Origin of the sequence: Pseudomonas sp. 22085 (assembly GCF_052045815.1) — a bacterium.
GTDB lineage: Bacteria > Pseudomonadota > Gammaproteobacteria > Pseudomonadales > Pseudomonadaceae > Aquipseudomonas > Aquipseudomonas glycinae.
In genome coordinates this window covers 191621-215672 of record NZ_JBQEQA010000010.1, presented here as the reverse complement: position 1 = coordinate 215672, position 24052 = coordinate 191621, and the positions used below count along the sequence as shown (strand labels likewise).

At 62.1% G+C, this 24052-nt stretch carries 26 protein-coding genes; 11 read left to right on the top strand and 15 right to left on the bottom strand.

Annotation, left to right across the window (positions count from 1 at the left end):
* Position 1: 1 nt before the first annotated feature.
* Positions 2-901, bottom strand: coding sequence for a bestrophin family protein (locus ACTJK7_RS14870; RefSeq protein WP_108562547.1), 900 nt, complete (start codon positions 899-901; stop codon positions 2-4).
* A 29-nt stretch (positions 902-930) separates the two neighbouring features.
* The gene (moaA, locus tag ACTJK7_RS14865; RefSeq protein WP_064600882.1) at positions 931-1929 is read right to left on the bottom strand and encodes a GTP 3',8-cyclase MoaA; all 999 of its coding nucleotides are present in this window, start codon (positions 1927-1929) and stop codon (positions 931-933) included.
* A gap of 356 nt (positions 1930-2285) precedes the next feature.
* Here moaA and ACTJK7_RS14860 point away from each other — a divergent pair, with 356 nt between their 5' ends.
* The 4 genes from ACTJK7_RS14860 (at position 2286) to ACTJK7_RS14845 (ending at position 7311) form a co-directional block, all read left to right on the top strand.
* The gene (locus ACTJK7_RS14860) at positions 2286-4610 is read left to right on the top strand and encodes an FdhF/YdeP family oxidoreductase (protein WP_440780030.1); all 2325 of its coding nucleotides are present in this window, start codon (positions 2286-2288) and stop codon (positions 4608-4610) included.
* 109 nt (positions 4611-4719) lie between these two features.
* Entirely contained in the window at positions 4720-6135 is a 1416-nt protein-coding gene (locus tag ACTJK7_RS14855) for a cytochrome ubiquinol oxidase subunit I (RefSeq protein ID WP_323151820.1), read from the top strand.
* Positions 6136-6152: 17 nt separating this feature from the next.
* Positions 6153-7169, top strand: a complete 1017-nt coding sequence (gene cydB, locus ACTJK7_RS14850; RefSeq protein ID WP_440780031.1) for a cytochrome d ubiquinol oxidase subunit II — start codon at positions 6153-6155, stop codon at positions 7167-7169.
* The gene (locus ACTJK7_RS14845) at positions 7156-7311 is read left to right on the top strand and encodes a DUF2474 domain-containing protein (RefSeq protein WP_440780033.1); all 156 of its coding nucleotides are present in this window, start codon (positions 7156-7158) and stop codon (positions 7309-7311) included. The genes cydB and ACTJK7_RS14845 overlap by 14 nt, the downstream gene beginning before the upstream one ends.
* Positions 7312-7488: 177 nt before the next feature.
* Here ACTJK7_RS14845 and ACTJK7_RS14840 read toward each other — a convergent pair whose 3' ends face one another.
* Positions 7489-8340, bottom strand: a complete 852-nt coding sequence (locus tag ACTJK7_RS14840) for a CAP domain-containing protein (protein WP_440780034.1) — start codon at positions 8338-8340, stop codon at positions 7489-7491.
* 199 nt (positions 8341-8539) lie between these two features.
* Between ACTJK7_RS14840 and ACTJK7_RS14835 the strand changes: the two genes are divergently transcribed.
* The gene (locus ACTJK7_RS14835) at positions 8540-9160 is read left to right on the top strand and encodes a cell wall hydrolase (protein WP_041475326.1); all 621 of its coding nucleotides are present in this window, start codon (positions 8540-8542) and stop codon (positions 9158-9160) included.
* Here the strand turns inward: ACTJK7_RS14835 and ACTJK7_RS14830 are convergent.
* Positions 9157-10044 carry a LysR family transcriptional regulator gene (locus tag ACTJK7_RS14830; protein WP_323151823.1) on the bottom strand — a complete coding sequence of 296 codons (888 nt, stop codon included), beginning with the start codon at positions 10042-10044 and terminating at the stop codon, positions 9157-9159. The two genes, ACTJK7_RS14835 and ACTJK7_RS14830, sit on opposite strands and share 4 nt — an antisense overlap.
* A gap of 103 nt (positions 10045-10147) precedes the next feature.
* Between ACTJK7_RS14830 and ACTJK7_RS14825 the strand changes: the two genes are divergently transcribed.
* The gene (locus ACTJK7_RS14825; RefSeq protein ID WP_440780037.1) at positions 10148-11548 is read left to right on the top strand and encodes an MFS transporter; all 1401 of its coding nucleotides are present in this window, start codon (positions 10148-10150) and stop codon (positions 11546-11548) included.
* On the opposite strand, the gene ACTJK7_RS14820 is transcribed toward ACTJK7_RS14825, so the two are convergent.
* The 4 genes from ACTJK7_RS14820 to ACTJK7_RS14805 form a co-directional block, all read right to left on the bottom strand.
* Positions 11493-12908: a heavy metal sensor histidine kinase gene (locus ACTJK7_RS14820; protein ID WP_440780038.1), complete on the bottom strand. Its 1416-nt coding sequence runs from the start codon at positions 12906-12908 to the stop codon at positions 11493-11495. The two genes, ACTJK7_RS14825 and ACTJK7_RS14820, sit on opposite strands and share 56 nt — an antisense overlap.
* Entirely contained in the window at positions 12905-13576 is a 672-nt protein-coding gene (locus ACTJK7_RS14815; protein ID WP_011334751.1) for a heavy metal response regulator transcription factor, read from the bottom strand. Before ACTJK7_RS14815 ends, ACTJK7_RS14820 begins: the two co-directional genes overlap by 4 nt.
* Positions 13577-13588: 12 nt before the next feature.
* Positions 13589-13846, bottom strand: a complete 258-nt coding sequence (locus ACTJK7_RS14810; protein ID WP_108562532.1) for a DUF2790 domain-containing protein — start codon at positions 13844-13846, stop codon at positions 13589-13591.
* A gap of 147 nt (positions 13847-13993) precedes the next feature.
* Positions 13994-14707, bottom strand: coding sequence for a murein L,D-transpeptidase catalytic domain family protein (locus tag ACTJK7_RS14805; protein WP_011334749.1), 714 nt, complete (start codon positions 14705-14707; stop codon positions 13994-13996).
* A gap of 151 nt (positions 14708-14858) precedes the next feature.
* Between ACTJK7_RS14805 and ACTJK7_RS14800 the strand changes: the two genes are divergently transcribed.
* On the top strand, positions 14859-16472 hold the full coding sequence (locus tag ACTJK7_RS14800; RefSeq protein WP_440780041.1) for a L,D-transpeptidase family protein: 1614 nt from the start codon (positions 14859-14861) through the stop codon (positions 16470-16472).
* Between the two features lie 3 nt (positions 16473-16475).
* Here the strand turns inward: ACTJK7_RS14800 and ACTJK7_RS14795 are convergent, their stop codons facing one another.
* Both ACTJK7_RS14795 and ACTJK7_RS14790 read right to left on the bottom strand, forming a co-directional pair.
* On the bottom strand, positions 16476-16991 hold the full coding sequence (locus tag ACTJK7_RS14795; RefSeq protein WP_064379525.1) for an HvfX family Cu-binding RiPP maturation protein: 516 nt from the start codon (positions 16989-16991) through the stop codon (positions 16476-16478).
* A 58-nt stretch (positions 16992-17049) separates the two neighbouring features.
* Positions 17050-17268, bottom strand: coding sequence for an HvfA family oxazolone/thioamide-modified RiPP metallophore (locus ACTJK7_RS14790; RefSeq protein WP_440780042.1), 219 nt, complete (start codon positions 17266-17268; stop codon positions 17050-17052).
* Between the two features lie 363 nt (positions 17269-17631).
* Between ACTJK7_RS14790 and glsB the strand changes: the two genes are divergently transcribed.
* Both glsB and ACTJK7_RS14780 read left to right on the top strand, forming a co-directional pair.
* Positions 17632-18540: a glutaminase B gene (glsB, locus tag ACTJK7_RS14785; protein WP_085648356.1), complete on the top strand. Its 909-nt coding sequence runs from the start codon at positions 17632-17634 to the stop codon at positions 18538-18540.
* A gap of 69 nt (positions 18541-18609) precedes the next feature.
* A complete protein-coding gene (locus ACTJK7_RS14780) occupies positions 18610-20112 on the top strand; it encodes an aldehyde dehydrogenase family protein (protein ID WP_440780043.1) in 1503 nt (500 codons plus the stop codon).
* A 48-nt stretch (positions 20113-20160) separates the two neighbouring features.
* Here ACTJK7_RS14780 and ACTJK7_RS14775 read toward each other — a convergent pair whose 3' ends face one another.
* The 3 genes from ACTJK7_RS14775 to cynS form a co-directional block, all read right to left on the bottom strand.
* Positions 20161-20820 carry a carbonic anhydrase gene (locus ACTJK7_RS14775; RefSeq protein ID WP_007950573.1) on the bottom strand — a complete coding sequence of 220 codons (660 nt, stop codon included), beginning with the start codon at positions 20818-20820 and terminating at the stop codon, positions 20161-20163.
* A gap of 12 nt (positions 20821-20832) precedes the next feature.
* Positions 20833-21069 carry a DUF2790 domain-containing protein gene (locus ACTJK7_RS14770; RefSeq protein ID WP_085654243.1) on the bottom strand — a complete coding sequence of 79 codons (237 nt, stop codon included), beginning with the start codon at positions 21067-21069 and terminating at the stop codon, positions 20833-20835.
* An 84-nt stretch (positions 21070-21153) separates the two neighbouring features.
* Complete coding sequence (gene cynS, locus ACTJK7_RS14765) at positions 21154-21618, bottom strand: cyanase (RefSeq protein ID WP_064379515.1); 465 nt, start codon at positions 21616-21618, stop codon at positions 21154-21156.
* Between the two features lie 120 nt (positions 21619-21738).
* Between cynS and cynR the strand changes: the two genes are divergently transcribed.
* The gene (cynR, locus tag ACTJK7_RS14760; RefSeq protein WP_064379513.1) at positions 21739-22617 is read left to right on the top strand and encodes a transcriptional regulator CynR; all 879 of its coding nucleotides are present in this window, start codon (positions 21739-21741) and stop codon (positions 22615-22617) included.
* A 70-nt stretch (positions 22618-22687) separates the two neighbouring features.
* Here the strand turns inward: cynR and ACTJK7_RS14755 are convergent, their stop codons facing one another.
* A complete protein-coding gene (locus tag ACTJK7_RS14755) occupies positions 22688-23017 on the bottom strand; it encodes a hypothetical protein (protein ID WP_011334739.1) in 330 nt (109 codons plus the stop codon).
* Between the two features lie 127 nt (positions 23018-23144).
* On the opposite strand from ACTJK7_RS14755, the gene ACTJK7_RS14750 reads away from it, so the two are divergent.
* Positions 23145-23516 carry a hypothetical protein gene (locus ACTJK7_RS14750; RefSeq protein WP_323151751.1) on the top strand — a complete coding sequence of 124 codons (372 nt, stop codon included), beginning with the start codon at positions 23145-23147 and terminating at the stop codon, positions 23514-23516.
* Positions 23517-23528: 12 nt separating this feature from the next.
* Here the strand turns inward: ACTJK7_RS14750 and ACTJK7_RS14745 are convergent, their stop codons facing one another.
* Positions 23529-24032 carry a GNAT family N-acetyltransferase gene (locus ACTJK7_RS14745; protein WP_323151752.1) on the bottom strand — a complete coding sequence of 168 codons (504 nt, stop codon included), beginning with the start codon at positions 24030-24032 and terminating at the stop codon, positions 23529-23531.
* Positions 24033-24052 lie beyond the last annotated feature (20 nt).

Here is a 24052-nt window from a genome sequence, read left to right as displayed (position 1 = left end):
ATTAACTGAGGACGTAGTCCACCGGTTTCAGCGCCGGCGGCAACGGCTCAGTCCCCAGCTCCGAGAGAATATCCCGCTCGATACCCCGCACCAGCGCATCGGTCGGCAAATCGTTTTCATCCCGGCCGAACGGGTCTTCCAGTTCATCGGCAATCGCATCCAGGCCGAAGAAGGTGTAGCTGACAATCGCCGTGAACAGCGGCGTCAGCCACCCCAGCGGTTCGGCCATGGCGAACGGCAGCAGGATGCAGAACAGGTAAATCGTGCGATGCAGCAGCAAGGTGTACGGGAAGGGCAGCGGTGTGTTTTTGATCCGCTCGCACACGGCCTGCGCCTGGGTCAGGCTGGTCAGGTGATTGGCCAGCAGCATGTAGCGCCATTCACTGAGAACGCCCGCCTCATGCAGATCGGAGCATTGCTGACCGACGGTTTGCAGGATCCGCCCGCTGTAGTCCGGCACCTGTGCGTCGTGTTGCGGGGTGATCCACTCGGCACTGGCGGCGGCTTCGTCTTCCCGGCGCAAGCGCGCATTCAGCGCGTGGGCGAAACCAGCGAGGTTGAGCAGCAACAGGCGACGCTGGGCCGATTCGCGGATCACATGGGTCTCGCGGATCACCGAGCGCACATGCACGATCACTTCACCCCAGGCCTTGCGTGCTTCGTACCAGCGGTCGTAGCAGGCGTTGTTGCGAAAATTCATGAAGATCGACAGCGACAGGCCGAGCAGTGTGAACGGCGTGGCGTTGACCTTGGTGAAGTTGCTCGGATGGAGCATTTCCACCAGCACGATGGCCGACGCCAGCAGCGTGACCATCAGGGCGCGCAGGGCGATGCGCTTGGCGATCGAGCCCTTGAGGGTGAAGAGAATGGCGAATTGATTGACCCTGGGTCGGATGATCATGCGGCTCTCTGCCTTGCAAACGTGGCGGATCAGCCGCCGGTCATGTTCATGAAGCGCACCACTTGCACGTCGTCGTTCACTTCAAAGTTGTGCCGGTAAGGCTTGAGTTTCATCGCTTCGATGATGGCTTTCTCAAGCCGCTCCGGTTGACCTGGATGAGCGCGCAGCACCGCTTTCAGATCCACCGAATGCTCGTTCCCCAGACACAGTAGCAAACGCCCCTCGACGGTCAGCCGCACCCGATTGCAGGTGCCGCAGAAGTTGTGGCTGTGGGGCGAAATGAACCCCAGCCGGATGTGCGGCGCTTCGGCCAGCCGCCAGTAGCGCGACGGGCCCTGGGTCGATTCGGCGGAGTCGATCAGGGTGTAGCGCTCGGCGATCTTTTCGCGCACCTGGGTGCTGGAAAAGAACGACTCGGCGCGGCTGTGTTCGCTGATGATCCCCAGCGGCATTTCCTCGATGAAGGAAATGTCCAGATCCCGTTCGATGGCGAACTGCACCAGATCGTTGATCTCGTGATCGTTGCGGCCCTGCATCACCACGCAGTTGAGTTTAGTGCGGGTAAATCCGGCGGCGCGCGCGGCGTCGATGCCGTCGATCACCTGGGCCAGGTCACCGGTGCGGGTCATCTGCTTGAAGCGCTCGGCATCAAGACTGTCGAGACTGACGTTGAGGCGTTTGACCCCGGCGTCGAACAGCGGACTGGCGAGTTTGCCGAGCTGCGAGCCGTTGGTGGTCAGGCACAGTTCGCGCAGGCCGGGCAGGGCGGCGATCTGCTTGCACAAGCCGACGACGCCCGGGCGAATCAGCGGCTCGCCGCCAGTCAGGCGAATCTTGCGGGTGCCCAGCGCAACGAAGCTCTGCGCCAGTTGATAGATCTCCTCCAGCGTCAGCACCCGTTGGCGCGGCAAAAACTGCATGTCTTCGGCCATGCAATACACGCAGCGAAAGTCGCAGCGGTCGGTGACCGACATGCGCAGGTAGTCGACGCGGCGGTTGTAACCATCGATCAAGACGCGCTCTGACATGACAGCCTCGCTTGGGTGAAATCCGCTATTGAAGGGATTGGGTCGGCGCAGGTTATGAGCAACTTGAGACTGCGTCCAATCACTCTTGATTACCGGCCGATTGATGCTGTCGATGATGAAATAATTATTTGCTGTTTTTCCCTTCTTAGTTTTGCAAGTGCCCGTATTTAAAGGGTTTAAGTCCGTGATAGATGCTTTCGATAACGCAGTCATTAATAGCGATTAGACAAGTTTTTGCAGCGGTTCCTATCCTTGGCCCCGTCAAACGAAACGACCGCTTTTTAACTTGAAAGTCAGTCGTCGCTGTTTAAACCCGATCAGGTTTTTGCCTGTGTGCATCGTCATGGAGAAGTCCCATGTCACAAGTCGACCGTTACAAACCCTACAAGGGCGCCGCTGCGGGTTGGGGCGCTGTGATCAGCCTCACCAAGAACTGGCTGGGCAGTGAAAACGCCCTGAAAAACATCCGCGCCATGCTCAAGACCAACCAGAACGGCGGCTTCGACTGCCCCGGTTGCGCCTGGGGTGAAGCGCCCGGCGCGAGCATGCTGAAGTTCTGCGAGAACGGCGCCAAAGCGGTGAACTGGGAAGCCACCGGCCGCCTGGTCGATCCGGCGTTCTTCAACAAGTACACAGTCTCGACCCTGGCCGAGCAAAGCGATTACTGGCTTGAGTATCAGGGCCGGATCACCCATCCGATGCGCTACGACGCGCGGGTCGACCGCTATGTGGAAACTACCTGGGACGATGCCTTCGCGCTGATCGCCAAACACCTCAAAGGCCTGAAATCGCCCCACGAGGCCGAGTTCTACACCTCGGGTCGTGCCAGCAACGAAGCGGCGTTTCTCTATCAGTTGTTCGTCCGCGCCTACGGCACCAACAACTTCCCGGACTGCTCGAACATGTGCCACGAAGCCAGTGCGGTGAGCATGGGCGAGAGCCTCGGCGTCGGCAAAGGCACGGTGGTCTATGAAGACCTGCACCACGCCGACGCGATTTTCGTCATCGGCCAGAACCCCGGCACCAACCACCCGCGCATGCTCGAACCGTTGCGAGAGGCGGTGAAGCGTGGCGCGCAAGTGGTGTGCATCAACCCGCTGAAAGAGCGTGGGCTGGAGCGATTCCAGAATCCGCAGAACCCGATCGAAATGCTCAGCAACGGCTGGGAAGCGACCAACACCGCGTATTTCCGTCCGGCCTTGGGCGGCGACATGGCGATGATTCGCGGCATGGCCAAGTTCCTGCTGGAGTGGGAGCGCGAAGCCCAGGCTACCGGCGGCGAACCGGTGTTCGATCACGCCTTCATTGCCGAGCACACGTCGGGTCTCGACAGCTACCTGGCCGAAGTCGATGCCACGAACTGGGAGCACATCGTCGAGCAGTCCGGCGTGCCGCTGCATGACATCGAACTGGCAGCGCGCATGTACGCCCGCGCCAAGAGCGTGATCATGTGCTGGGCCATGGGCCTGACCCAGCACGTGCACTCGGTGCCGACCCTGCAGGAAGTCATCAACCTGCAACTGCTGCGCGGCAATGTCGGCCGTCCGGGCGCCGGGCTGTCGCCGGTGCGCGGCCACAGTAACGTGCAGGGCGACCGCACCATGGGCATCAACGAACTGGCCCCGACCGAGCTGATGGACGCCCTGGAAAAACGGCTCAACTTCAAGGTGCCGCGGATGCACGGCCACAACACGGTCATGGCCATTGGTGCCATGGAACGTGGCGAAGCCAAGGTGTTTATCGGGCTCGGCGGCAACTTCGCTCAAGCTACGCCGGACACCCCGCGCACCCACGCCGCGATGCGCAAACTCGACCTGAGCGTGCACATCTCGACCAAACTCAACCGCAGCCATCTGGTGACCGGGCGTGATGCGCTGATCCTGCCGTGCCTGGGCCGTACCGACATCGACGTCCAGGCCGAAGGCCCGCAAGGCGTAACGGTGGAAGACACCTTCAGCATGGTGCACTTGTCGTTCGGCCAACTGAAGCCGAAGTCGGCGCACCTGAAATCCGAGCCGGCGATCATTGCCGGGATTGCCGCCGCCACATTGGGCAAACACCCGATCGACTGGGAATGGGCGGTGGGTGACTATGGGCGTATCCGCAACCTGATCGCCGACGTGATTCCGGGCTTCGAGAATTTCAACGAGAAGCTGCTGATCCCCGGTGGTTTCCACCTCGGCAACAACGCCTCCGACCGGGTCTGGAACACTGAATCCGGTAAAGCCCAGTTCACTCCGTGCGTGCTGCCGGAGCATTTGATCAGCGAAGGCGTGCGCAGCCTGCCGGTCAAACCGCATCTGATCCTGCAAACCATGCGGTCCCACGATCAGTACAACACCACGCTGTACGGCCTCGACGACCGTTATCGCGGGGTTTACGGCATGCGCGACGTGGTGTTCGCCAACGAACAGGACATCCGCCGGCTCGGTTTTGAACCGGGGCAGAAGGTTGATCTGGTGGCGCTGTGGGATGACGAGCGTGAGCGTCGGGTCAGTGGTTTCACCCTGATCGCCTACGACATTCCGGCCGGGCAGGCTGCCGCGTACTACCCGGAAACCAATCCGCTGGTGCCGCTGGAAAGCTACGGCGACCGCACCTACACGCCAACCTCGAAATTCGTGGCGATCCGCCTCGAAGCGGCCGAGGCGAGCAACCTGATCCCGTCGTCGGTGGCCTGACCGACCCACGCGATCCAACCCTTCTGCAATTTGACTGGCTGCAGGCGTTCGCGCCTGGCGGTGGCCCGGCCGTGTGCTGCCGCTTTTCAGCCTTGATGAGGACATCATCATGTTCAACCTGGAGGCACTGGACCTGGCGCGAATTCAATTCGCGTTCACGGTTTCGTTCCACATCATCTTCCCGGCGATCACCATTGGCCTGGCGAGTTTCCTGGCGGTGCTCGAAGGCCTGTGGCTGAAAACCCGTAACGACACTTACCGCGATCTCTACCATTTCTGGTCGAAGATCTTCGCCGTCAACTTCGGCATGGGCGTGGTGTCGGGGCTGGTCATGGCGTACCAGTTCGGCACCAACTGGAGCGGGTTTTCCGACTTCGCCGGCAGCGTCACCGGGCCGTTGCTGACCTATGAAGTGCTGACCGCGTTCTTCCTTGAGGCCGGGTTCCTCGGGGTGATGCTGTTCGGCTGGAACCGTGTGGGTCGTGGATTGCACTTCTTCGCCACGGTGATGGTCGCCATCGGCACGCTGATCTCGACCTTCTGGATTCTCGCCTCCAACAGCTGGATGCAAACCCCGCAGGGTTTCGAAATCGTCGACGGCCGGGTGATGCCGGTTGACTGGCTGGCGATCGTGTTCAACCCGTCGTTCCCGTTCCGGCTGGCGCACATGGCGATTGCCGCGTTCGTTGCCACAGCGTTCTTCGTCGGCGCTTCGGCAGCCTGGCATTTGCTGCGCGGCAATGACACCCGACCGGTGCGCAAGATGTTTTCCATGGCGCTGTGGATGGCGCTGATCGTGGCGCCGATTCAAGCGGTGGTCGGTGACGCCCATGGCTTGAACACCCTGGAACATCAACCGGCGAAGATCGCCGCCATCGAAGGACACTGGGAAAACGCCGACAACGGGCCGACCCCGCTGGTGCTGTTCGGCATCCCGGACATGCAGGCGGAGAAGACCAAATACGCGATCGAGATTCCGTACCTCGGCAGCCTGATCCTCACCCACAGCCTCGACAAGCAGATCCCGGCGCTCAAGAACTTCCCGAAAGAAGACCGGCCGAACTCGACCGTGATTTTCTGGAGCTTCCGCGTGATGGCCGGGCTTGGGATGTTGATGATCCTCGTCGGTGTGGTGGGTCTGGCGTTGCGGCGCAACGGCAAGGTCTACCGGCATCGCGGCTTCCAGCGGCTGGTGCTGCTGATGGGGCCGAGCGGTCTGATCGCGCTGCTGGCGGGTTGGATCACCACCGAAGTCGGGCGTCAGCCGTGGGTGGTTTACGGCCTGATGCGCACCCATGACGCCGCGTCCCATCACTCGGTGGCGCAGATGAGCACCTCGCTGGCGCTGTTCGTCGTCATCTACTGCTCAGTGTTCACCGTGGGCATCGGCTACATGATGAAACTGGTGAGCAAGGGCCCGCAGCCGCACCACGAACATCCGCCCGAAGGCACTCAGCTGCAGACCCCGCGCCGGCCACTTTCGGCGGTTACCGACAACCTCGAATCCGCGACCCGGATCCACTGATAAAGGAGCGTTGAGTCATGGGTATTCAAGGTATCGATCTCTCGTTGATCTGGGGCGTGATCATTGCCTTCGGGGTGATGATGTACGTGATCATGGACGGTTTCGATCTGGGCCTCGGGATCCTGTTCCCGATGATCAGCGACGAGCAGGAACGCGACGTGATGATGAACACCGTCGCACCGGTGTGGGACGGCAACGAAACCTGGCTGGTGCTCGGCGGCGCGGCGTTGTACGGCGCGTTTCCGCTGGCTTACGGAGTGATTCTGGAGGCGTTGTATCTGCCGCTGATCTTCATGCTCGCGGGGCTGATTTTCCGCGGTGTGCCGTTTGAGTTTCGCTTCAAGGCGCCGGCTGAAAAACGTCATCTGTGGGACTGGGCGTTCATTGGCGGTTCGCTGCTGGCGACGTTCTCCCAGGGCGTGGTGATCGGCGCGTATGTGTCGGGAATTCCGGTGGTGGATCGGCAGTTTGCCGGTGGCGGTCTCGACTGGCTGGCGCCATTTCCGCTGGTTTGCGGCGTCGGTCTGGTGATTGCTTACGCCTTGCTCGGCAGTACCTGGCTGCTGGTCAAGACCGAAGGCATGCTCGAATCGCGGATGCGTCACTACAGCCGTCCACTGGCGTGGCTGTTGTTGGCGATGGTGGTGGTGATCGGCGCGTGGACGTTGCAACTGCACCCGGAACTGGCCAGCCGCTGGTTCAACCATGCGCACCTGACCGTGTTCGCCGGGCTGGTGGTGTTGGCGGTGCTGGCGCTGTTCGGGCTGTTGCGTTCGTTGCGTCAGCGGCACACCCACTGGCCGTTCGTGTTCACCCTGGTGCTGATGTTCCTCGGTTACATCGGCCTGGCGCTGAGCATCTGGCCGAACATCATCCCGCCGTCGGTCAGCCTGTGGGCGGCGGCTTCACCGGCCACCAGCCAGCTGTTCGCCCTGATCGGCGCGCTGTTCATCCTGCCGGTGATCCTGATGTACACCTTCTGGAGCTACTACGTGTTCCGCGGCAAAGTGAGGATCGGCGATGGCTACCATTGATTCGCGTGAGGTGAAATCCAGCCCCTGGCACAAGCGTCTGGGCTGGCTGCTGCTGATCTGGTCCGGCAGCGTGGTGTCGCTGGCGGTGGTGGCGAGCCTGCTGAAGCTGGCGATGTATGCAGCGGGAATGAGAACCCACTGACCATAAAAAACCGGAGCCTGATATGGGCTCCGGTTTTTTATTGCCTGCATTTTGCATTCCTGCACACCCCCTGTGGGAGCCAGCCTGCTGGCGATAGCGATCTTTCAGTCTATGAAGATGTGATGGCCTCATCGCGAGCAGGCTCGCTCCCACAAGGGTAGCGGTGGATTCAAGTCATCATTCGCCGCCAAACATCGCAGTCCAGTAAATCCCGGCACTGCTCTTCGGATCGACTGCGTAGGCAGCGCCAAGCTCACGATAATGAGGGTTCATCAGGTTGGCGCAATGACCGGGGCTGGCGAGCCAGCCGGCGACGACCTTCTGCACAGTGTCCTGCCCGGCGGCAATGTTCTCGCCGACCTGCTGACCGCTGTAACCGGCCAGTTCCGCGCGGTCGCCGGGAGTGCCGCCGTTGCGGTCCTTGTGGTCGAAATAATTGTTGTTGGCCATCTCGCGGCTGTGTTCCTGGGCAACGCCGCCGAGCACCGCGTTCCATGCCAGCGGCGCAGTCGCTGCGAAGGCCTGACCGCCGCACTGGCGCGGCTGGGCGCGGGCGGCGTTGAGTTGCTCGAGGAGTTTCTGGCCTTCAGCCTGACCGTCGCCGAGGCGGGCGGACAGCAGTGGCCGGGCGAGGGTGATGCGCCAGTCACGATCAGCGCGGCTGACGCCGATATCGACGAACTGCGGATCCAGCACCACCTGACAGAAGCTTTCCTGAATCGCCTTCATCGCCGACGCCGCATCCCGTGGCCCGTTCAGGGTGATCGCCTGCACGTTGACCATCGGGTAGCGAGCGCTGGACATCGCCTGCTGCAAATCCACCACGCCGCTGGCCGGCAGAATCAGGCGCGGATCGGCCGAAAGCGGCGGCAATTCGCTGGACGCCTGGCTGCCACAACGCTGCGGCTGGCTGCGGTAGCTGTTGATCGATTCGATCAATTGCGACTCATCGGTGGCCATGGCCGAAGTGGCCAGCGCCAGGCCCACGGACAACGCGGCGAGTCGCAGAACGGATGGCATGAAGCGCATGGAAATCTCCCTTGGGCTGAGTGCGCTCATCATGCGCGAAAGGGCCCCGGTTCGTGCAATGTCTTTTTCTTCACAACGCGGATTTTTCTGCCGAACGATTCCGTGCAATTTGCCGTCTACACTTCGCGAAGACCCCGGAAACCGGGCGTCTCAACCACGTAACACTTCGCCCGCATCGGGCCCTGCCGGAAGAATGATCATGGGATTGAACGGGTTGCTTTGCTGTCTTGCGTTGACCCTGCTGAGCGGTGCTGCGCTGGCCACCGATCAGGCGCCGATCAAGGAAAAGGCCGAGGCGAAAGCCGAGGTTCTGGAAGAGAAGGCCGCCGACAAACCCGACGCACCTCCGGCACCCAAATCCGAAGCCATCACCCCGACCGAAGCACAGGCGGTCGACCCCGCCGGCGCCGCACCGCTGGACGATCCGATCACCTGTCTGGCGCGCAGCATCTATTGGGAAGCCAAGGGCAAGGACAATGCCGACATGGAAGGCGTGGCCAGTGTGGTGATGAATCGCCTCGGGCATGACGGCTTTCCAGGCACGGTGTGCGAGGTTGTCAAGCAGGGCTCGGAAAGCAAGAGTTGCCAGTTTTCCTGGTGGTGCGACGGGCGTCCGGATCAGGTCAAGGAAGATGCCGAATACGCGCTGGCCAAGGAAATCGCCGGCAAGGCCCTGAACCGTCAGCTCACCGATCGCACTCACGGCGCGCTGTACTTCCACGACCGCAACGTACATCCGAGCTGGGCCAAGGAATACAGAAAAACCGCCGAGACCAGGAAATTCCTGTTCTACAAACCCGCGGGCGGGGATGCGCGTTAGGCGCAGACTTCGCGCACACAATGGCGCAACCAGCGGTGCGCCGGGTCGGCGTCCATGCGCGGGTGCCAAAGCATCGACACGCTGATATCCGGCATACGCAAGGGCAGGGCGAAGCTGTGCAGGCCCGTGCGCAGTTTGCTGGTGTGACGTTCCGGAACGGTGGCGATCAGATCCGATTCACGGACCAGCGTCAGCGCCGCCGAAAATCCGCCGAACGAGGTGACGATATCCCGCGTCAGCCCGAAGGCGAGCAATGCCTCGTCCACCGGTCCGCTGCTGCGCCCGCGCCGTGACACCAGAATGTGCTGGCCTGCAGCAAAGCGTTTGGCGCTGACCTTGCCGCTGCTCAGCGGATGTCCTTCACGCACCACTCCGATCCACTGATCGCGGAATAGGATGCGGCTGTGCAGCGTCGGGTCGGTGCTGTCGTCGACCACGCCGGTTTCCAGGTCCACCCGGCCTTCGCGCAACAGCGTGCTGTCCTTGTCGGCTTTTTGCACAAAGCGCAGGCGCACGCCGGGGGCCTCTTCGGCGATGCGGGCGAGCAGAGCGGCGGCGAAGGTTTCGACAAAACCGTCGGTGTTGCGCAGGGTGAAGGTGCGCCGCAACTGGCCGGGATCGAGCACTTCTGCCGGGCGCAAAACCGCTTCGGCTTCCTGCACCAGATAACTGACCCGGTCGCGCAGCTCCAGCGCACGCGGGGTCGGCACCAGTCCTCGGCCGGCGCGCACCAGCAGCGGATCGCCGGTGGTTTCCCGCAGCCGGGCCAATGCGCGGCTCATGGCGGAAGGGCTCAGACGCAGGCGTTCGGCGGCGCGGGCGACGCTGCCTTCGCTCAGGAGCACGTCGAGGGTGATCAACAGGTTCAGATCCGGTGCATTCATGACATGGCGTTCCATGCAGGTATCAAGTGCAAAGCATGCGTCTTGCGCCTTGTATTGTCGAGGCTCAGGCTATGTCGCATGACCTTTGCCCTGTGAGCCCCCCATGCACCGAGAACCCCTGAGCCCTTCAGCCCGCTGGGCGCTGATCAGTCTGGCGCTGTCGATGCTCATGCCGTCGCTGGATACCAGCATCGCCAACGCCGGATTGCCCACGCTGGCGGCGGCATTCGATGCGACGTTTCAACAGGTGCAATGGATCGTTCTGGCCTACCTGCTGGCGGTCACTACCTTGATTGTCAGCGTCGGGCGGTTGGGTGACGGGTTCGGGCGGCGGCGCTTGTTGTTGATCGGCATCGGCATTTTTACCGCCGCTTCGCTGGTCTGCGCACTGGCGCCGAGCCTGGCCTGGCTGATCGGTGCGCGGGCGGTGCAAGGCCTTGGCGCGGCAATCATGTTTGCGCTGACGGTGGCGCTGGTCGCCGATGCGGTGCCCAAGTCCCGGGCCGGCAGTGCGATGGGATTGCTGGCCACGATGTCGGCCACCGGCACCACCCTCGGGCCGTCGCTCGGCGGGCTGTTGATGGCGCATGTCGGCTGGCAGTCGATTTTTGTGATCAACGTGCCGTTGGGATTGCTCAATGCGTGGCTGGTGTATCGCTATCTGCCGAAGGATCGGAGCGTGCGCTCGGGTGTTGCATTTGATTATCCCGGCACAGCCGTATTGATGCTGACGCTGGCGGCCTATGCACTGGCGATGACGGTTGATGGATTCACCCCGACGTTGCTGTTGCTCAGCCTGTTGGGCGTGGGTTTGTTCATTCTGGTCGAGAAGCGGAGCAAGGCGCCGCTGATTCATCTGTCATTGTTCACCGACACGCGAATCAGCAGCAGTCTGGCGCTGACCTTGCTGGTCACGACGGTGATGATGACCACGCTGGTGGTCGGGCCGTTTTACCTGAGCCGAGGCCTGGGTCTCACCAGCACGCAGGTAGGACTGGTGTTGTCGATCGGGCCGTTGCTGGCGGCGTTCAGCGGCGTACCGGCCGGGCGGCTGGTGGATCGTTTCGGCGCGCGGCGGATGGTGCCGGGTGCGTTGTTCGGCCTGGCTTGCGGGTGTGGTCTCTTGGCGCTGTTTCCGGTGAGTTTCGGAGTGCTTGCATACGTGCTGCCGATCACGGTGGTGGCCTTGAGTTACGCGCTGTTCCAGGCCGCCAACAACACCGGGTTGATGTCCGGCGTTGCTCAGGATCAGCGCGGTGTGGTCTCGGCCATGCTCGGGCTGTCGCGCAATCTGGGCTTGATCACCGGGGCGGCGGCGATGGGCGCGGTGTTTGCACTGGCCACGGACGATCCGACTGAGGCGCCGGCCGCGGTCATCGCAGGCGGCTTGCACATGACCTTCGGTGTGGCTACGGCGTTGATGTTCGCGGCGTCTGCGCTCGGCGCCTTCACGCACCTGCGTCTCGCGTCTCCCGTGCCGGAAAGAACAGTTCAAAGCAGGTGATGCCATCAGCGCTGCTGACGCTGTAGCGACCCTGATGCAACTGCATGATGGTCGCGACAATCGACAGGCCCAGTCCGTTGGACTGGGCCGAACGCTCGCGGGAAGGATCGACGCGGTAGAAGCGTTCGAACAGTCGCGACAGGTGTTCGGCAGGAATGGTCGTGCCCTGGTTGCGTACCCGCAGGTAGCTGCCGTCCGCTTCAGCGATGGCTTCGACCTGCAACGTCGAGTCCGCCGCGCCGTACTTGATCGCGTTGGCGCACAGGTTGGCCAGGGCCCGCCGCAGCAGCATCGGCTCGGCCCAGATCACGCCGCTGCCACTGGCCTCGATGGTGACGCCGACATCCGCCGCCAATCCTTCGAAGTAATCGGCAATGCGTTGCATCTCATCGCTGGCGTCCAGCTCCTGCCGCTGGCTCAGCGCGCTGGCCGGGTCGGTGCGGGCGAGAAACAGCATGTTGTCGAGCATCCGCGCCAGCCGTTCGAGTTCTTCGACGTTGGAGGCCAGCAACTGCTGATAGGCGTCGACGCTGCGGTTCTGTTGCAAGGCAACCTGGGTTTCACCGAGCAGGTTGTTGATCGGCGTGCGCAGTTCGTGGGCCATGTCGGTGGAGACCTGACTGAGTTGCGCAACCCCTCGATCGAGCCGGTCCAGCATCGCGTTGAAGGCTTCGATCATCGGCTGCAATTCCTTCGGCGTGCCTTGGCGGTCGAGGCGTTCGCCAAGGTTGGCGATGCCGATCCCGTGGGCATGTCGGGCCATCCGCCGCAACGGCAGCAGGCCGCGATACACCAGCAGACAGCCGACCAGCGCCAGCACAATCGCGGCCAATGACGCGAGGCCGTACACGCTGAGCCGGTAATTGGCGAGCATTGCCGTGCGCTCGGTCATCAGGCGTCCGGTGAGCACCTGCAGGTTGCCCAGATCGCCCGAGTCGATGGTCGCCGCCACCGCCGAAAACGGCACACCGTCGACGCTCGGCAAGTGCTGTACATCGCTCAGGGCCATCGGATGATCGATCGGTACGGCGGGCAAGTTCGGGGTGGCGAGGTTGCCGGGGTTGACCACCAGCAACGGCGGCTGGCCGGGTGCGCCGATGGTCAGCAAGGCTTCGCGGTTGCCGAGCATGTTCTGAAACAGCGCCGGCTTGTTCTTGATCAGTTCCAGGGTGTTGCTGTCGTTGAGGAAGGTGCGCAACTGATCGACGCGACTGACCAACTGGATGTCATCGCGGCGAATCAGAGCTGCTTCCAGTTGGTTGTACAGCGCCGCGCCCAGGCCTCCCAGCGCGGCAAAGGCGAGCACGGCGAAGACCAGCGCCAGACGCAAGGTCAGGGAATAAGTGCCGGCGATTTTCATGGCTGGGTATCGAAGCGGTAGCCGATGCCACGCACGCTGTGAATCAGCTTGAGCGGGAACGGATCGTCGATCTTCGCCCGCAGGCGGCGCACGGCGACATCGACCACATTGGTGTCACTGTCGAAATTCATGTCCCACACCCGCGAGGCGATCAGCGAACGCGACAGCACTTGCCCGGTGTGGGCGGCAAACAGTTGCAGCAGGGCGAATTCCTTGTTGGTCAGGGTGATCCGGTTGCCGGCCCGGGTGACCCGACGCTTGAGCACGTCGATCTGCAGGTCGGCCACCTGCAATTGCTCCTCTTCATGGATCGGCCCACGCCGGGTCAGGGTGCGCAGGCGCGCCACCAGTTCAGCGAAGGAAAACGGCTTGATCAGGTAGTCGTCGGCGCCCAGCTCCAGGCCCTTGACCCGGTCGGCGATGTCGTCGCGGGCGGTGAGGAACAGCACCGGCGTGTCGGTTTCCTTGCGCAGCCGGCGCAGGACTTCCCAGCCGTCCATTTTCGGCATCATCACGTCCAGCACGATCACATCGAAGTCGAATTCCAGCGCCAGGTGCAGACCGTCGGCGCCGTCCCGGGCCAGGCTCACGCTGTAGCCCAGTTCCTGCAAGCCGTTGAGCAAATAATTGCCGGCCTTCGGTTCGTCTTCGACAACAAGGATATTCATGGCTACTGCGCCTCAATGGTCGTTGGTGCAGCCGCTGCCTTGCACTTGGTAGTCCAGCACATGTTCACGGCCCTGGTGGTCGAGGTAGTCGAGCTGCGCGGGGATCACGCCGCAGGCCTGGGAAATATCGGTGCTGGAGAGGACTTTGTCGACATCCAGGTGCACGAAGAAGCCGGTTTTGTCATGAATGACGGCAGTGTCCGGCGCGGGTGCGGCGAACACGGAACCGGTGGCGAGGAGGGCGGTGAAAGCGAGTATCAGGGTTTTCATGATGGGTCACTCGAGTCGTTGAAGTTGATCGGCGTTCTGGCCGGGACAACTTCAAGCTACCGGGCGATCCGCTCGGCAAACCGACAACTCGATGACAAATCTGTAATAAACCGAACCTGTGGGAGCCAGCGCACTCCCACAGAGTATTCAGCTGGCGTGGGTGCTGAGAATGCTCGCGATCTGTTGTGGCTGGCAGTTGAGGTACGGCGAGGATTTCAGCCACTGCTGATCCGGGTACCAGGAGAACATGAATTGGCCATTCTTCAGACTGTCGATCACCCGTTTGGCAACCTGCGGTCGCACGGCCGGGCAACCCTGGCTGCGGCCCAGACGGCCGGTACGTTTGCTCCAGAACGGGTTCACGTAGTCGGCGGCGTGGATCACGATGGCGCGGTCACGGGCCATGTCGTTGATGCCCGGTTCCAGACCGTCCATGCGCAGCGAGTAGCCGTGGGTGCCCTGGTAACTTTCCTGGGTGCGGAACAGGCCGAGGCTGGACTGGAAACTGCCTTCACGGTTGGAAAACCGGGTGGCGAAGTTTTCCCCGGAGTTCGAGCCGTGGGCGACCAGATCGCGCAGCACCAGTTTTTTCCGGGTCAGGTCGAAGATCCACAACCGGCGCTCGGTGGACGGCTGCGAATAGTCGATGATCGCCAGGTGACGGGACTGCTTCGCGCCGTTGTTGATCGCACATTGCATGGCGTTCAAGGCACCTTTCAGCGCCTGGGGATTGAGTTCCGGCGCGGCGTGGGCGAGGCTGGTGTACAGAACCGGCGAAGAGGTGCCGGCGGCAAAGGCTGGGCTGGTCAGCACGCCAAGGGCGGTGGCAGTCAGCAGAAGTCGGCGCAAAAACGTCAACATTTAACGTGAGTCTCCACTTGCTACTTGTTCGGCACTTAGGCTCCTGACGTCCAGTCGTCCCCGGCAGGCCCGCGAATCGGGCCTGACTGTTCACCGCACCTGAGGTAAGGTTGACCGTCAATCAGGACGGCCATGGATTGGAGTAAAGCAGTTGTTCAAAAAGTACGCATGCTACTTGAGCATTTGTTTGCTCGCTGCGCCGTTTGTCGCTTGCGCCGAAGAGCCGTTGCCGGGACTCCCGACGCTACCGCCCGTGCCGACGGAAATGCCCATCGAACCGCAGAGCCCGTTGCAGGCTGCGCTGATCAGCCTGCCCCAGGCGTGCCCGACGATCGGCACCAGCCTCAACGGCCCGGCGCTGGATCAGTTGCGCGCGTTCTACCAGCAGCAGGACTGGCTGCCGGTGTGGGCCGATGGCGGGCAATTGCCGGCCTTGCATGCGCAATTGCAGCTGTTAGCCGACGATGGCTTGAACCCGAAACGCTATCCGGTAGCGCTCACTGCCCCGCAGGACGGCGAACTGTGCGCCGATATCGAGATCAGCCGCTATTACCTGCAAGCCCTGCAGGATCTGCATTACGGGCGCCTGCTGCAATCGCACTTCGAACCGCTGTGGCATTCCGACGACACGCCACGCGACCGGCAGGCTGAATTGCTGGCGATCGCCGTGCCAGGCGTGCACAACGTTTCGGCCGCCTTCGATCTGGCCCGTCCACAGCTGGCGCAGTACCAGAACCTGCGTCATCTGTATGCCGCGCAGCGCCTCAAAGCCTTGCCGCAGTGGACGTCGGTGGGCAACGGTCCGTTGCTGCGTCCGGACATGGAAGACAAACGCGTGCCGGAACTGGCCCGCCGGCTGTACAGCGAAGGCTATCTGAACAGTGTGGTCGGCACGCCGGACAACGCTTATCACGGCGTGTTGGTGGAGGCGGTGAAGAGCTTTCAGGCCAACCATTCGTTGCAGGCCGACGGGGTGGTCGGGCCGGGAACGATTGCCGAACTCAACATCAGTCCGCTGACTCGCCGTGAACAGTTGCGGGTCAACCTTGAACGTTTCCGCTGGATGGCCCAGGACATGGAGCCGGACGGTCTGCTGGTCAACGTCGCCGCGGCCGAGCTGACGCTTTACCAGGGTGGCCTGCCGGTGTGGCAGACCCGCACCCAGGTCGGGCGCGCCGAACGCCAGACCCCGCTGCTCAAATCCCGGGTCACGCGCCTGACGCTTAACCCGACCTGGACCGTGCCGCCCACCATCTGGAAGGAAGACAAACTGCCGGAAATCCGCAAGGACCAGACCTTCCTCAGCCGCCAGAACCTGCAGGTGCTCGACGCCAACGGTCAGCCACTGGCCGCCGCCGACATCGACTGGGACAACCCCGGCAACATCCTCCTGCGTCAGGACGCCGGGCCGCGCAACCCGCTGGGGCAGATGGTCATTCGGTTCCCCAACCCGTTCTCGGTGTACCTGCATGACACGCCGAGCAAGGCGCTGTTCGACAAGGGACCGCGGGCGTTCAGCTCCGGCTGCGTGCGGGTCGAGCATCCGATGAAGCTGCGCGATTTGCTGCTCAGCCCGGCGGAAAAGGCGCGCACCGACACCTTGCTCGCCACCGGCACCACCCATGAATTCCGCCTGAGCAATCCCGTGCCGATCCTCATGACGTACTGGACGGCCCAGGTTGACGGCCAGGGCCGCGTGCTTTACGCGCCGGACATCTACAGCCGGGACAGTGCGTTGCTGGCGGGGCTGGACCGGGCGCATTGATCCTCAACGGCTGGCGCGTTTCCAGAACAACCGCGCCAGCCACGCATCCACACTCAACTTGCCGGCACCGGCGAATACCAGCGGCACCAGTGCGGCGAGGTAGATCGCCGGCAGCTTGAAGTTGCCGAAGCCCTTGTTGGTAATCGCGTAACCCTGGGCCAGCTCACTCAGTGATGACCAGTCCGCTGGCCAGTGCACGGCAGCGGTGGCGACGACGGTCACGACAATCAGCGAAATCGCCGAAATCCGCGTGCCGAATCCGATCAGGATCGCCAGTGCGCAGATCAGCTCGGCCCACATCGAAAGCTCCCAGTTCAGCGTCGCCGGAAGATGATCGAAGGGAAACGGGAACCGCTCCTGAATGTCTTCGAACCAGTTCTGGCCGTTGAATTTCTCCAGCCCCGATTCAAAAAATTCCCAGGCGATGAACAGGCGCAAGGTCAGCGGCGCGAGCCACTGGCCGGCGCGGTCAAGGTTCACATGCAGGCCTTTGACGGCCGACGAGAGAGCTGTGGTCATGGCAAGGCTCCATTCATTCAAAAGAAAACGGGGCACCGACGTGCCCCGTAAAAAAGGGTTACTCGCCGGCGCCGCACTTGCCTTCGCCGCACTTGCCTTCGCCGCATTTGCCTTCCGAGGTTTTTTCCGCCGAGTCGGCCTTGGCCTGGGTCTGGCTATAGCCGTGATCCAGTTGCTTGACGCTGAACGCGTCTGAAGCCGAAGCCGCGTTGGACAGGGCCAGGCCACCGGCAAGCAGCAGGCCCAGAGTCAGGGAGGTTTTCGAGAGCTTGGTCATGGTGTATCTCCGATGCGATAGGTGAGTTCAAAGGCTTGATCGGGGTTGCCGATCGACAGGTTCATTTGAACGCCGGGCTGTATCGCGGATGTGTCGCGAAGGGCCGGATTTGTGCGCGGGATGTGTCGGGTGTCGGGCCGTACACAGTGCGATACACAGCCTGCGCAGAAACCTGTGGGAGCGAGCTTGCTCGCGATAGCGGTGGGTCAGGCGCCGAGGGAGCTGGCTGTGCTGGCCTGATCGCGAGCAAGCTCCCTCCCACACTGGATCTTCAATTATTCCGAATGTGTGATTTGCCTCCGACCCGCAGCGTCTAGCCACCGTGTCCCCGCAATCCCATGGGGCGAGACTTCGAGACCCGGCATGCAAGCGCTGTTGAACGAGATCCTTGACGCGGTCCGGCCCCTGATCGGGCAGGGCAAAGTGGCTGACTACATTCCCGCCCTCGGCACTGTGCCGGCCAATCAATTGGGCATCGCCGTATATGGCAATGACGGCGAGATGTATTGCGCCGGCGATGCCGAGACGCCGTTCTCGGTGCAGAGTATTTCCAAGGTGTTCAGCCTGGTGCAGGCCATCGAACATTCCGGCGAGGCGATCTGGGAACGCCTGGGCCACGAGCCGTCCGGCCAGCCGTTCAACTCGCTGGTGCAGCTGGAGTTCGAACGCGGTCGTCCGCGCAATCCGTTCATCAATGCCGGGGCGCTGGTGATCTGCGACATCAACCAGTCGCGCTTTGCCGCACCGGCCTTGTCGATGCGCGACTTCGTGCGGCGGCTGTCGGGCAACCCGCAGGTGATGGTCGACGGCAAGGTTGCCGATTCCGAATACCAGCACCGCGCGCGCAACGCGGCGATGGCGTACCTGATGCAATCCTTCGGCAATTTCCACAATGACGTTGAGGCGGTGTTGCGCAGCTATTTCAGCCACTGCGCGTTGCGCATGAGCTGCATCGACCTGGCCCGGGCCTTCTGCTTCCTGGCCAACGACGGTTTCTGCAAACACAGCGGCGAGCAGATCCTCAGCCGACGCCAGACCCAGCAAGTCAACTCGATCATGGCCACCAGCGGTCTATACGATGAGGCCGGCAACTTCGCCTATCGCGTCGGCCTGCCGGGCAAGAGCGGCGTCGGTGGCGGCATCGTTGCAGTGGTGCCGGGGCAGTTCACGGTGTGCGTGTGGTCGCCGGAACTGAACGCGGCGGGCAATTCGCTGGCGGGGATGGCGGCGCTGGAAATGCTCAGTTCGCGGATTGGCTGGTCGGTGTTCTGAGCCCGTGTTGCTTTGAGGGAGGCCAACCTATACATTTTCCGGCCGCCCTCAATATGGTGAATCCGCTCCATGTCTCTCGCGCTCGAACGTCTCGTCGCTGGCACGCCTATTCCTTTCGCCGGTAACCGCGTCACCGTGGTCAGCCCCGAACTGGCCGAGCGTTTCCGACCCGGCGACCACCTGTTGGTGGAGCAGGTGAGCGGCGAGCTGCTGCTGATTCCGGTGGTGGATCAGCAGGCTGCATCGGTAGCGATCGAGCGTGCAGCGGCGGCGTTTACGGCGTTGTCCGCTGTGCCGGATGAGGCCATCAGCCGCTTCTTCGATCTGTTTGCCCAACGCCTGGAAAACCCGGACGCCTGGGCACTGATCGAAACCGCCAACCTTGCCGACATCGAGCGGGCCAAGGCGCGCGGTCGTTCCACTACCCGTTTGCTCGCCGACGAGCGCATGCGCCGCGACATGATCGCCGGCCTGCGCGCCTGGCGTGATGCGCCGGCCACCCGCGGCAAAGTCATCAGCAGCGTCGAACATGATGGCTGGAAGGTTGAGCAGGTGGTGTCGCCGCTGGGCATCGTCGCATTCGTGTTCGAAGGCCGGCCAAACGTCTTTGCCGACGCTGCTGGTGTACTGCGCACCGGCAACACCGCCGTACTGCGCATTGGCAGCGATGCGCTGGGCACCGCGCAAGCCATCGTCACTCACGCCCTGAACCCGGCGCTGGCCGATGCCGGTCTGCCGGCAGGTGCGGTGTCGCTGGTGGAGAGCGTCAACCACGCCGCCGGTTGGGCGATGTTCGCCGACCGACGTCTGTCGCTGGCGGTGGCCCGTGGTTCGGGCCGTGCGGTCAGCCAGTTGGGCAGCATCGCCCAGCAGGCCGGCACCGCCGTCAGTCTGCACGGCACCGGTGGCGCGTGGCTGATTGCTGATCGCGATGCCGACGCCAAGCGCTTCGCCGCGGTGGTACGCAACTCGCTGGACCGCAAAGTCTGCAACACCTTGAATGTCTGCCTGATCCAGCGCGAACGCGCCGCCGAGCTGGTGCCGCTGTTCCTCGACGCCTTGCAGCAGGCCGGCACCGCGCGCGGTCAGGGCTGCAAATTGCACATCGTCGAAGGCAGCGAAAGCTATCCGCCGAGCGACTGGCAGAACGCGACGGTCGAGGTCTATCGCGCCGAGGGTTACCAGACCGAAGCGTTGGCCGAGCCGCTGCCGGAAGCGCAACTGGGCCGCGAGTGGGAATGGGAAGAAACCCCGGAAACCAGCCTGATGATCGTCGACGATCTGGATCAGGCCATCGCGTTGTTCAATCGCTACAGCCCGCAGTTCACCGTGTCGCTGATCAGCGAAGACGCGGCGGTTCAGGAGCGTTTCTACAGCGCAGTCAACGCGCCGTTTGTGGGCAACGGGATCACCCGTTGGGTCGATGGCCAGTACGCGCTGAACAAGCCGGAACTGGGGCTTTCGAACTGGGAAAGTGGCCGGTTGTTTGCCCGCAGCGCGATCCTCTCCGGCGACGGTGTGTTCACCGTCCGCAGCCGTATGACGCAAATCGATCTGGGCGTAAAACGCTGAACAGAACAACGCCGCGTCCGTCGCAATGACGGGCGCGACGTTGTGTTTTCAAGCCGCATCGACTGCCTGACCGTACACCGCGCACGTCGACGGTTGCTCGGCCAGCGAGACGAAGGTACGGCGGTCGGCACTCAGCGCGTCGATCGAGCCGGTCTCGATGTCGTAGACCCAGCCATGCAGATTCAGCAGGCCTTTCTCCTGGGCCAGGCGCACGCTCGGGTGCGTCTGGATGTTCGCCAGTTGCGCGATCACGTTTTCCCGCACCATCGAACTCAGCTTGGCGGCGTCATTGGCGTGCGGCCGCGATTCGTTGACCACTTTCGCCGACTCGGCGTGTTGCAGCCAGCCGCTGACGGCGGGCAGGTGATCCATGCATTTGCACTGGGCGATGGCGGTCATGGCGCCGCAATCGGAGTGCCCGCAGATCACGATGTCGGTCACGCCGAGCACGGCTACCGCGTATTCCACCGTTGCCGAAACCCCGCCCGGATGCGGGCTGTAGGACGGCACGATATTGCCGGCGTTACGGATCACGAATAGCTCACCGGGCTCCTGCTGGGTCAGCAGTTCCGGGACGACGCGACTGTCGGAGCAGGTGATGAACAAGGTGCCCGGGGTTTGAGTCGTCGCCAGGTGTTTGAACAGCTCGGTGCGTTGTGGAAACGCTTCGTTCTGGAACTTCAGGAAGCCTTCGATCAGGTTTTTCATGGTGCAGTCCTCTCAGTTCGAACAGCCGGTGCCGAATTCGCTGTATTGAAGAATGTGTTTTGCGCCGTGGCTGTCGAGGTAAGTCATCTCGACCGGCACTACACCGCAGACGTCGGCGACCGGGGTGATGCTCACGACTTCAGCGATATCCAAAGACATGCCGTAGCGGTAGGCGACGGCCTCTTCATCAGCCTGGGCCTGGGCGGCCAGGCCGGCGAGCAGGGCCAGGGTCAACAGAATTTTTTGCATGGGGCAGCCTCCAGACAGATGTGGTGATGACTTGGCAAATCAGGTTTGGATGGGCCTGCACGCGGGGTGCGGGCCCGGGATGGATCAGAACGGACGCAGCGGGAGGAACTTGCCGTCGAGGGTGACCACGGCGCGGGAACCGCCTTCAGGGTCTTCGACTTTCTTGATGTCGAGCTTGAAGTTGATCGCGCTGATGATGCCGTCGCCGAACTGCTCGTGAACCAGCGCCTTCAGGGTGGTGCCGTAGATCTGGATCATCTCGTGGAAGCGGTAGATGGTCGGGTCGGTCGGCACACCGTCGAGGCTGCCGCGCAGCGGGATGATTTGCAGGGCGGCGACGTCTGCGACGCTCAGCTCAAGCTTGTCGCCGACCACTTCGGCAGCAGCTTTTGGCAGTGGATGCTGGCCGAGGAGGGCGGCGGTGACGTAGGCCAGGCTCAGGCCGGTGCCGTCGGCAAGATCCTGCCACGACAGGTTTTTCTGAGCCTTGGCATCCAGGACGCGGGTGGTCAGGGCGATGCGGCTATCGTTGTAGGCTTGGGATTGCATGGTGCTTCTCCTTTCGGGGTTGGCTTGCTGTGTGGGATTCATCTTCTGCCGATTGATCCATAGCGTCCAAGACCGATATACAATGCCAAGCATAAGCACTGCCTATAGATGGAGCGTCCCATGCTGCTGCGACATTTGCGATACCTGCTGGCCGTGGCCGATCACGGCGGCTTCACCCGGGCGGCCGAGGCGCTGCACGTGTCGCAGCCGACCTTGTCGCAACAGATCCGCCAACTGGAAGAAAGCCTCGGGGTGGATCTGTTCGACCGCACCTCGCGCTCGGTCAAACCGACTGATGCCGGCCAGGCTTATATCGAATGCGCGCGACGGGTGCTGGTGGAGCTGGAGGCGGGCAAGCGCGCGTTGCATGACGTGAAGGATTTGTCCCGAGGCTCGCTGCGCCTGGCCATGACCCCGACGTTCATGGCGTATCTGGTTGGGCCGCTGGTGCGCGATTACGTGGCGCGGTATCCGGGGATTCACCTGGAGATTTTCGAGTTGTCGATGGACGACATCGAGGCCGGGCTGGCGGATGACTCGCTGGATATCGCGATTGCCTTCACGCCGGTGCGCAATCCGGACATTGAATGCATTCCGGCATTTGTCGAGACGTTGGGGGTGATGGTCGGGCGCGAGCATCCGCTGTACGACAGCTCATCGGTGTTGACCCCGGATGACATCGCGCAGCTGGATTTCGCCTTGCTGGCGCCAGACTTCTTCACGCGCTTGTCGATTGATGAGTACTTCCGCCAGCACGGCATCACGCCCAAGGTGCAGATCGAGGTGAACTCGGTGAGTACGTTGCTGGAAGTGATCCGACATGCGCCGATTGCGACCATGTTGCCGGAGGCGATTGCGACCGAGAACCGGGCACTGCGTCGGTTGCGTGTCGAGAGCGAGGCGCCGCAGCGGGGAGCGGCGTTGTTGCGGCGCAAGAACAACTATCATAGTGCGGCGGCTGAAGCGTTCATGAAGCTGGTGCTGGAAACTCGTTCATGAGTTTTTTGCGAGCAATAAAAAGGGCCTGCTTCGTTTTCGAAGCAGGCCCTTTTTTTATTGAAGTTTTAACTTAGCAGAACCGATCAATCACCCGAACTTCGTTGTTGTTCTGCATCGAGTCCCACGCCTGTTTCAGCGTCTGCAGAACATTACCGATGAAGTCCTTGTCGGCCGCGGCTTTCTTGCCGACATAGCCGTGGCCGCGGCGGTACATCTTCAGGCGGGCCAGCAGGTTCTGGTTGTTCCGGTCGAACTCTTCTTCACCAGCATGGGGCGACAGGCAGTCGATATGGACCTGACCCGACTTGCTGATCCACAGAATATGGCTGTCGTGGCTGTCTTTTTGCGCAGCGAACATACGAGCCAGTTCTTCGATAGTAGGTTGATTGTTCAGATTCATGATATTGCCCCTTGACCAGTGTGGTGATCTTTCAAAGTTGATTCGCTAATACAGGTAGCCCATCGGTTAGTTGATCCCTGGCACCGAAACCAGGACGTCAGCGGTCGCCCGTGTGAAGTACGGGGTCATGCATCTGTTGCATGTAGTCGTGTTGAATAACTGCTACGCAAAAGCGTCACAACGAGGAGAAGCAGCGAAAACCGGGAGGCTCCTTGACGACGTTTTCAGGGTCGACCACAAGCGTCTTGAGAATTTTCGCCAGCGCTTCTCGTCCTTGTACTGGACGTTCAGGCCAGGTCAGCTTCTTCAATCTGCCTTGTGGGCAGCGTGTATCCGGAAAAAACAGCTCGGCGGTCAGACGAGCTTGCTCAAGCGTGTTGCCAGTGCTCCCGATCAGGGAGACGTCTGCATCATGCAAAAGCCAAACGACGCCGTCAACGGTTTTGTAGTGATTATTTTTGCTCACTACATATTGTCGGACAAAGTCATTCTGGAATGAAAAAAGAGGTCTTCAGGCAGCGGGAGAAAGGCTGCGCAGGCAGTAGAACGTGCAGGGATAGCCGTCCACGGTTCTGGTCTGGCGGGTAAAGTCGCCGCCGCTCAGCTCGGGGATGAGCCGGGCCCAGAACCGCTGTGCAGGCAGGTTGGCGTCGACATGGAAAATCTGCCATCGACCGGGCAGGTGGCTCAAGAGGGCAGAGGCGACAAACTGCGCGACGCCTTGGCCACGCCAGCGCCGGCTGACGAAGAAATAGCCGATGTTGTAGTCGGCGCCTTCAATGAGGCGGTGGTCATCCACGGTCACGAACCCCGCCAGTTCGCCGTCGACGTGGATCAGGAATGGCCGGGTCGCTGGCTGTCGCCAGTAATCGTCTTTCAACTGGATCGGGAAGAACCCATGCCCGCCCAGCTTCAGCGGCAACCACTCGCTGAAGTCGTAGGTGTAGAACTGCATCAGGTTTTCGAGGGTTTCCAGTTCGTCGCGCCGGGCGACGCGCAGTTCGATGACCGACATGCCGCTGCCTCCTGACCATC

Excerpts from the sequence above, each read along its gene's own strand:
- ACTJK7_RS14870 (WP_108562547.1), bottom strand. The coding sequence starts at position 901 with ATGATCATCCGACCCAGGGTCAATCAATTCGCCATTCTCTTCACCCTC.
- moaA (WP_064600882.1), bottom strand. The coding sequence starts at position 1,929 with ATGTCAGAGCGCGTCTTGATCGATGGTTACAACCGCCGCGTCGACTAC.
- ACTJK7_RS14860 (WP_440780030.1), top strand. The coding sequence starts at position 2,286 with ATGTCACAAGTCGACCGTTACAAACCCTACAAGGGCGCCGCTGCGGGT.
- ACTJK7_RS14855 (WP_323151820.1), top strand. The coding sequence starts at position 4,720 with ATGTTCAACCTGGAGGCACTGGACCTGGCGCGAATTCAATTCGCGTTC.
- cydB (WP_440780031.1), top strand. The coding sequence starts at position 6,153 with ATGGGTATTCAAGGTATCGATCTCTCGTTGATCTGGGGCGTGATCATT.
- ACTJK7_RS14845 (WP_440780033.1), top strand. The coding sequence starts at position 7,156 with ATGGCTACCATTGATTCGCGTGAGGTGAAATCCAGCCCCTGGCACAAG.
- ACTJK7_RS14840 (WP_440780034.1), bottom strand. The coding sequence starts at position 8,340 with ATGCGCTTCATGCCATCCGTTCTGCGACTCGCCGCGTTGTCCGTGGGC.
- ACTJK7_RS14835 (WP_041475326.1), top strand. The coding sequence starts at position 8,540 with ATGGGATTGAACGGGTTGCTTTGCTGTCTTGCGTTGACCCTGCTGAGC.
- ACTJK7_RS14830 (WP_323151823.1), bottom strand. The coding sequence starts at position 10,044 with ATGAATGCACCGGATCTGAACCTGTTGATCACCCTCGACGTGCTCCTG.
- ACTJK7_RS14825 (WP_440780037.1), top strand. The coding sequence starts at position 10,148 with ATGCACCGAGAACCCCTGAGCCCTTCAGCCCGCTGGGCGCTGATCAGT.
- ACTJK7_RS14820 (WP_440780038.1), bottom strand. The coding sequence starts at position 12,908 with ATGAAAATCGCCGGCACTTATTCCCTGACCTTGCGTCTGGCGCTGGTC.
- ACTJK7_RS14815 (WP_011334751.1), bottom strand. The coding sequence starts at position 13,576 with ATGAATATCCTTGTTGTCGAAGACGAACCGAAGGCCGGCAATTATTTG.
- ACTJK7_RS14810 (WP_108562532.1), bottom strand. The coding sequence starts at position 13,846 with ATGAAAACCCTGATACTCGCTTTCACCGCCCTCCTCGCCACCGGTTCC.
- ACTJK7_RS14805 (WP_011334749.1), bottom strand. The coding sequence starts at position 14,707 with ATGTTGACGTTTTTGCGCCGACTTCTGCTGACTGCCACCGCCCTTGGC.
- ACTJK7_RS14795 (WP_064379525.1), bottom strand. The coding sequence starts at position 16,991 with ATGACCACAGCTCTCTCGTCGGCCGTCAAAGGCCTGCATGTGAACCTT.
- ACTJK7_RS14790 (WP_440780042.1), bottom strand. The coding sequence starts at position 17,268 with ATGACCAAGCTCTCGAAAACCTCCCTGACTCTGGGCCTGCTGCTTGCC.
- glsB (WP_085648356.1), top strand. The coding sequence starts at position 17,632 with ATGCAAGCGCTGTTGAACGAGATCCTTGACGCGGTCCGGCCCCTGATC.
- ACTJK7_RS14780 (WP_440780043.1), top strand. The coding sequence starts at position 18,610 with ATGTCTCTCGCGCTCGAACGTCTCGTCGCTGGCACGCCTATTCCTTTC.
- ACTJK7_RS14775 (WP_007950573.1), bottom strand. The coding sequence starts at position 20,820 with ATGAAAAACCTGATCGAAGGCTTCCTGAAGTTCCAGAACGAAGCGTTT.
- ACTJK7_RS14770 (WP_085654243.1), bottom strand. The coding sequence starts at position 21,069 with ATGCAAAAAATTCTGTTGACCCTGGCCCTGCTCGCCGGCCTGGCCGCC.
- cynS (WP_064379515.1), bottom strand. The coding sequence starts at position 21,618 with ATGCAATCCCAAGCCTACAACGATAGCCGCATCGCCCTGACCACCCGC.
- cynR (WP_064379513.1), top strand. The coding sequence starts at position 21,739 with ATGCTGCTGCGACATTTGCGATACCTGCTGGCCGTGGCCGATCACGGC.
- ACTJK7_RS14755 (WP_011334739.1), bottom strand. The coding sequence starts at position 23,017 with ATGAATCTGAACAATCAACCTACTATCGAAGAACTGGCTCGTATGTTC.
- ACTJK7_RS14750 (WP_323151751.1), top strand. The coding sequence starts at position 23,145 with ATGCATCTGTTGCATGTAGTCGTGTTGAATAACTGCTACGCAAAAGCG.
- ACTJK7_RS14745 (WP_323151752.1), bottom strand. The coding sequence starts at position 24,032 with ATGTCGGTCATCGAACTGCGCGTCGCCCGGCGCGACGAACTGGAAACC.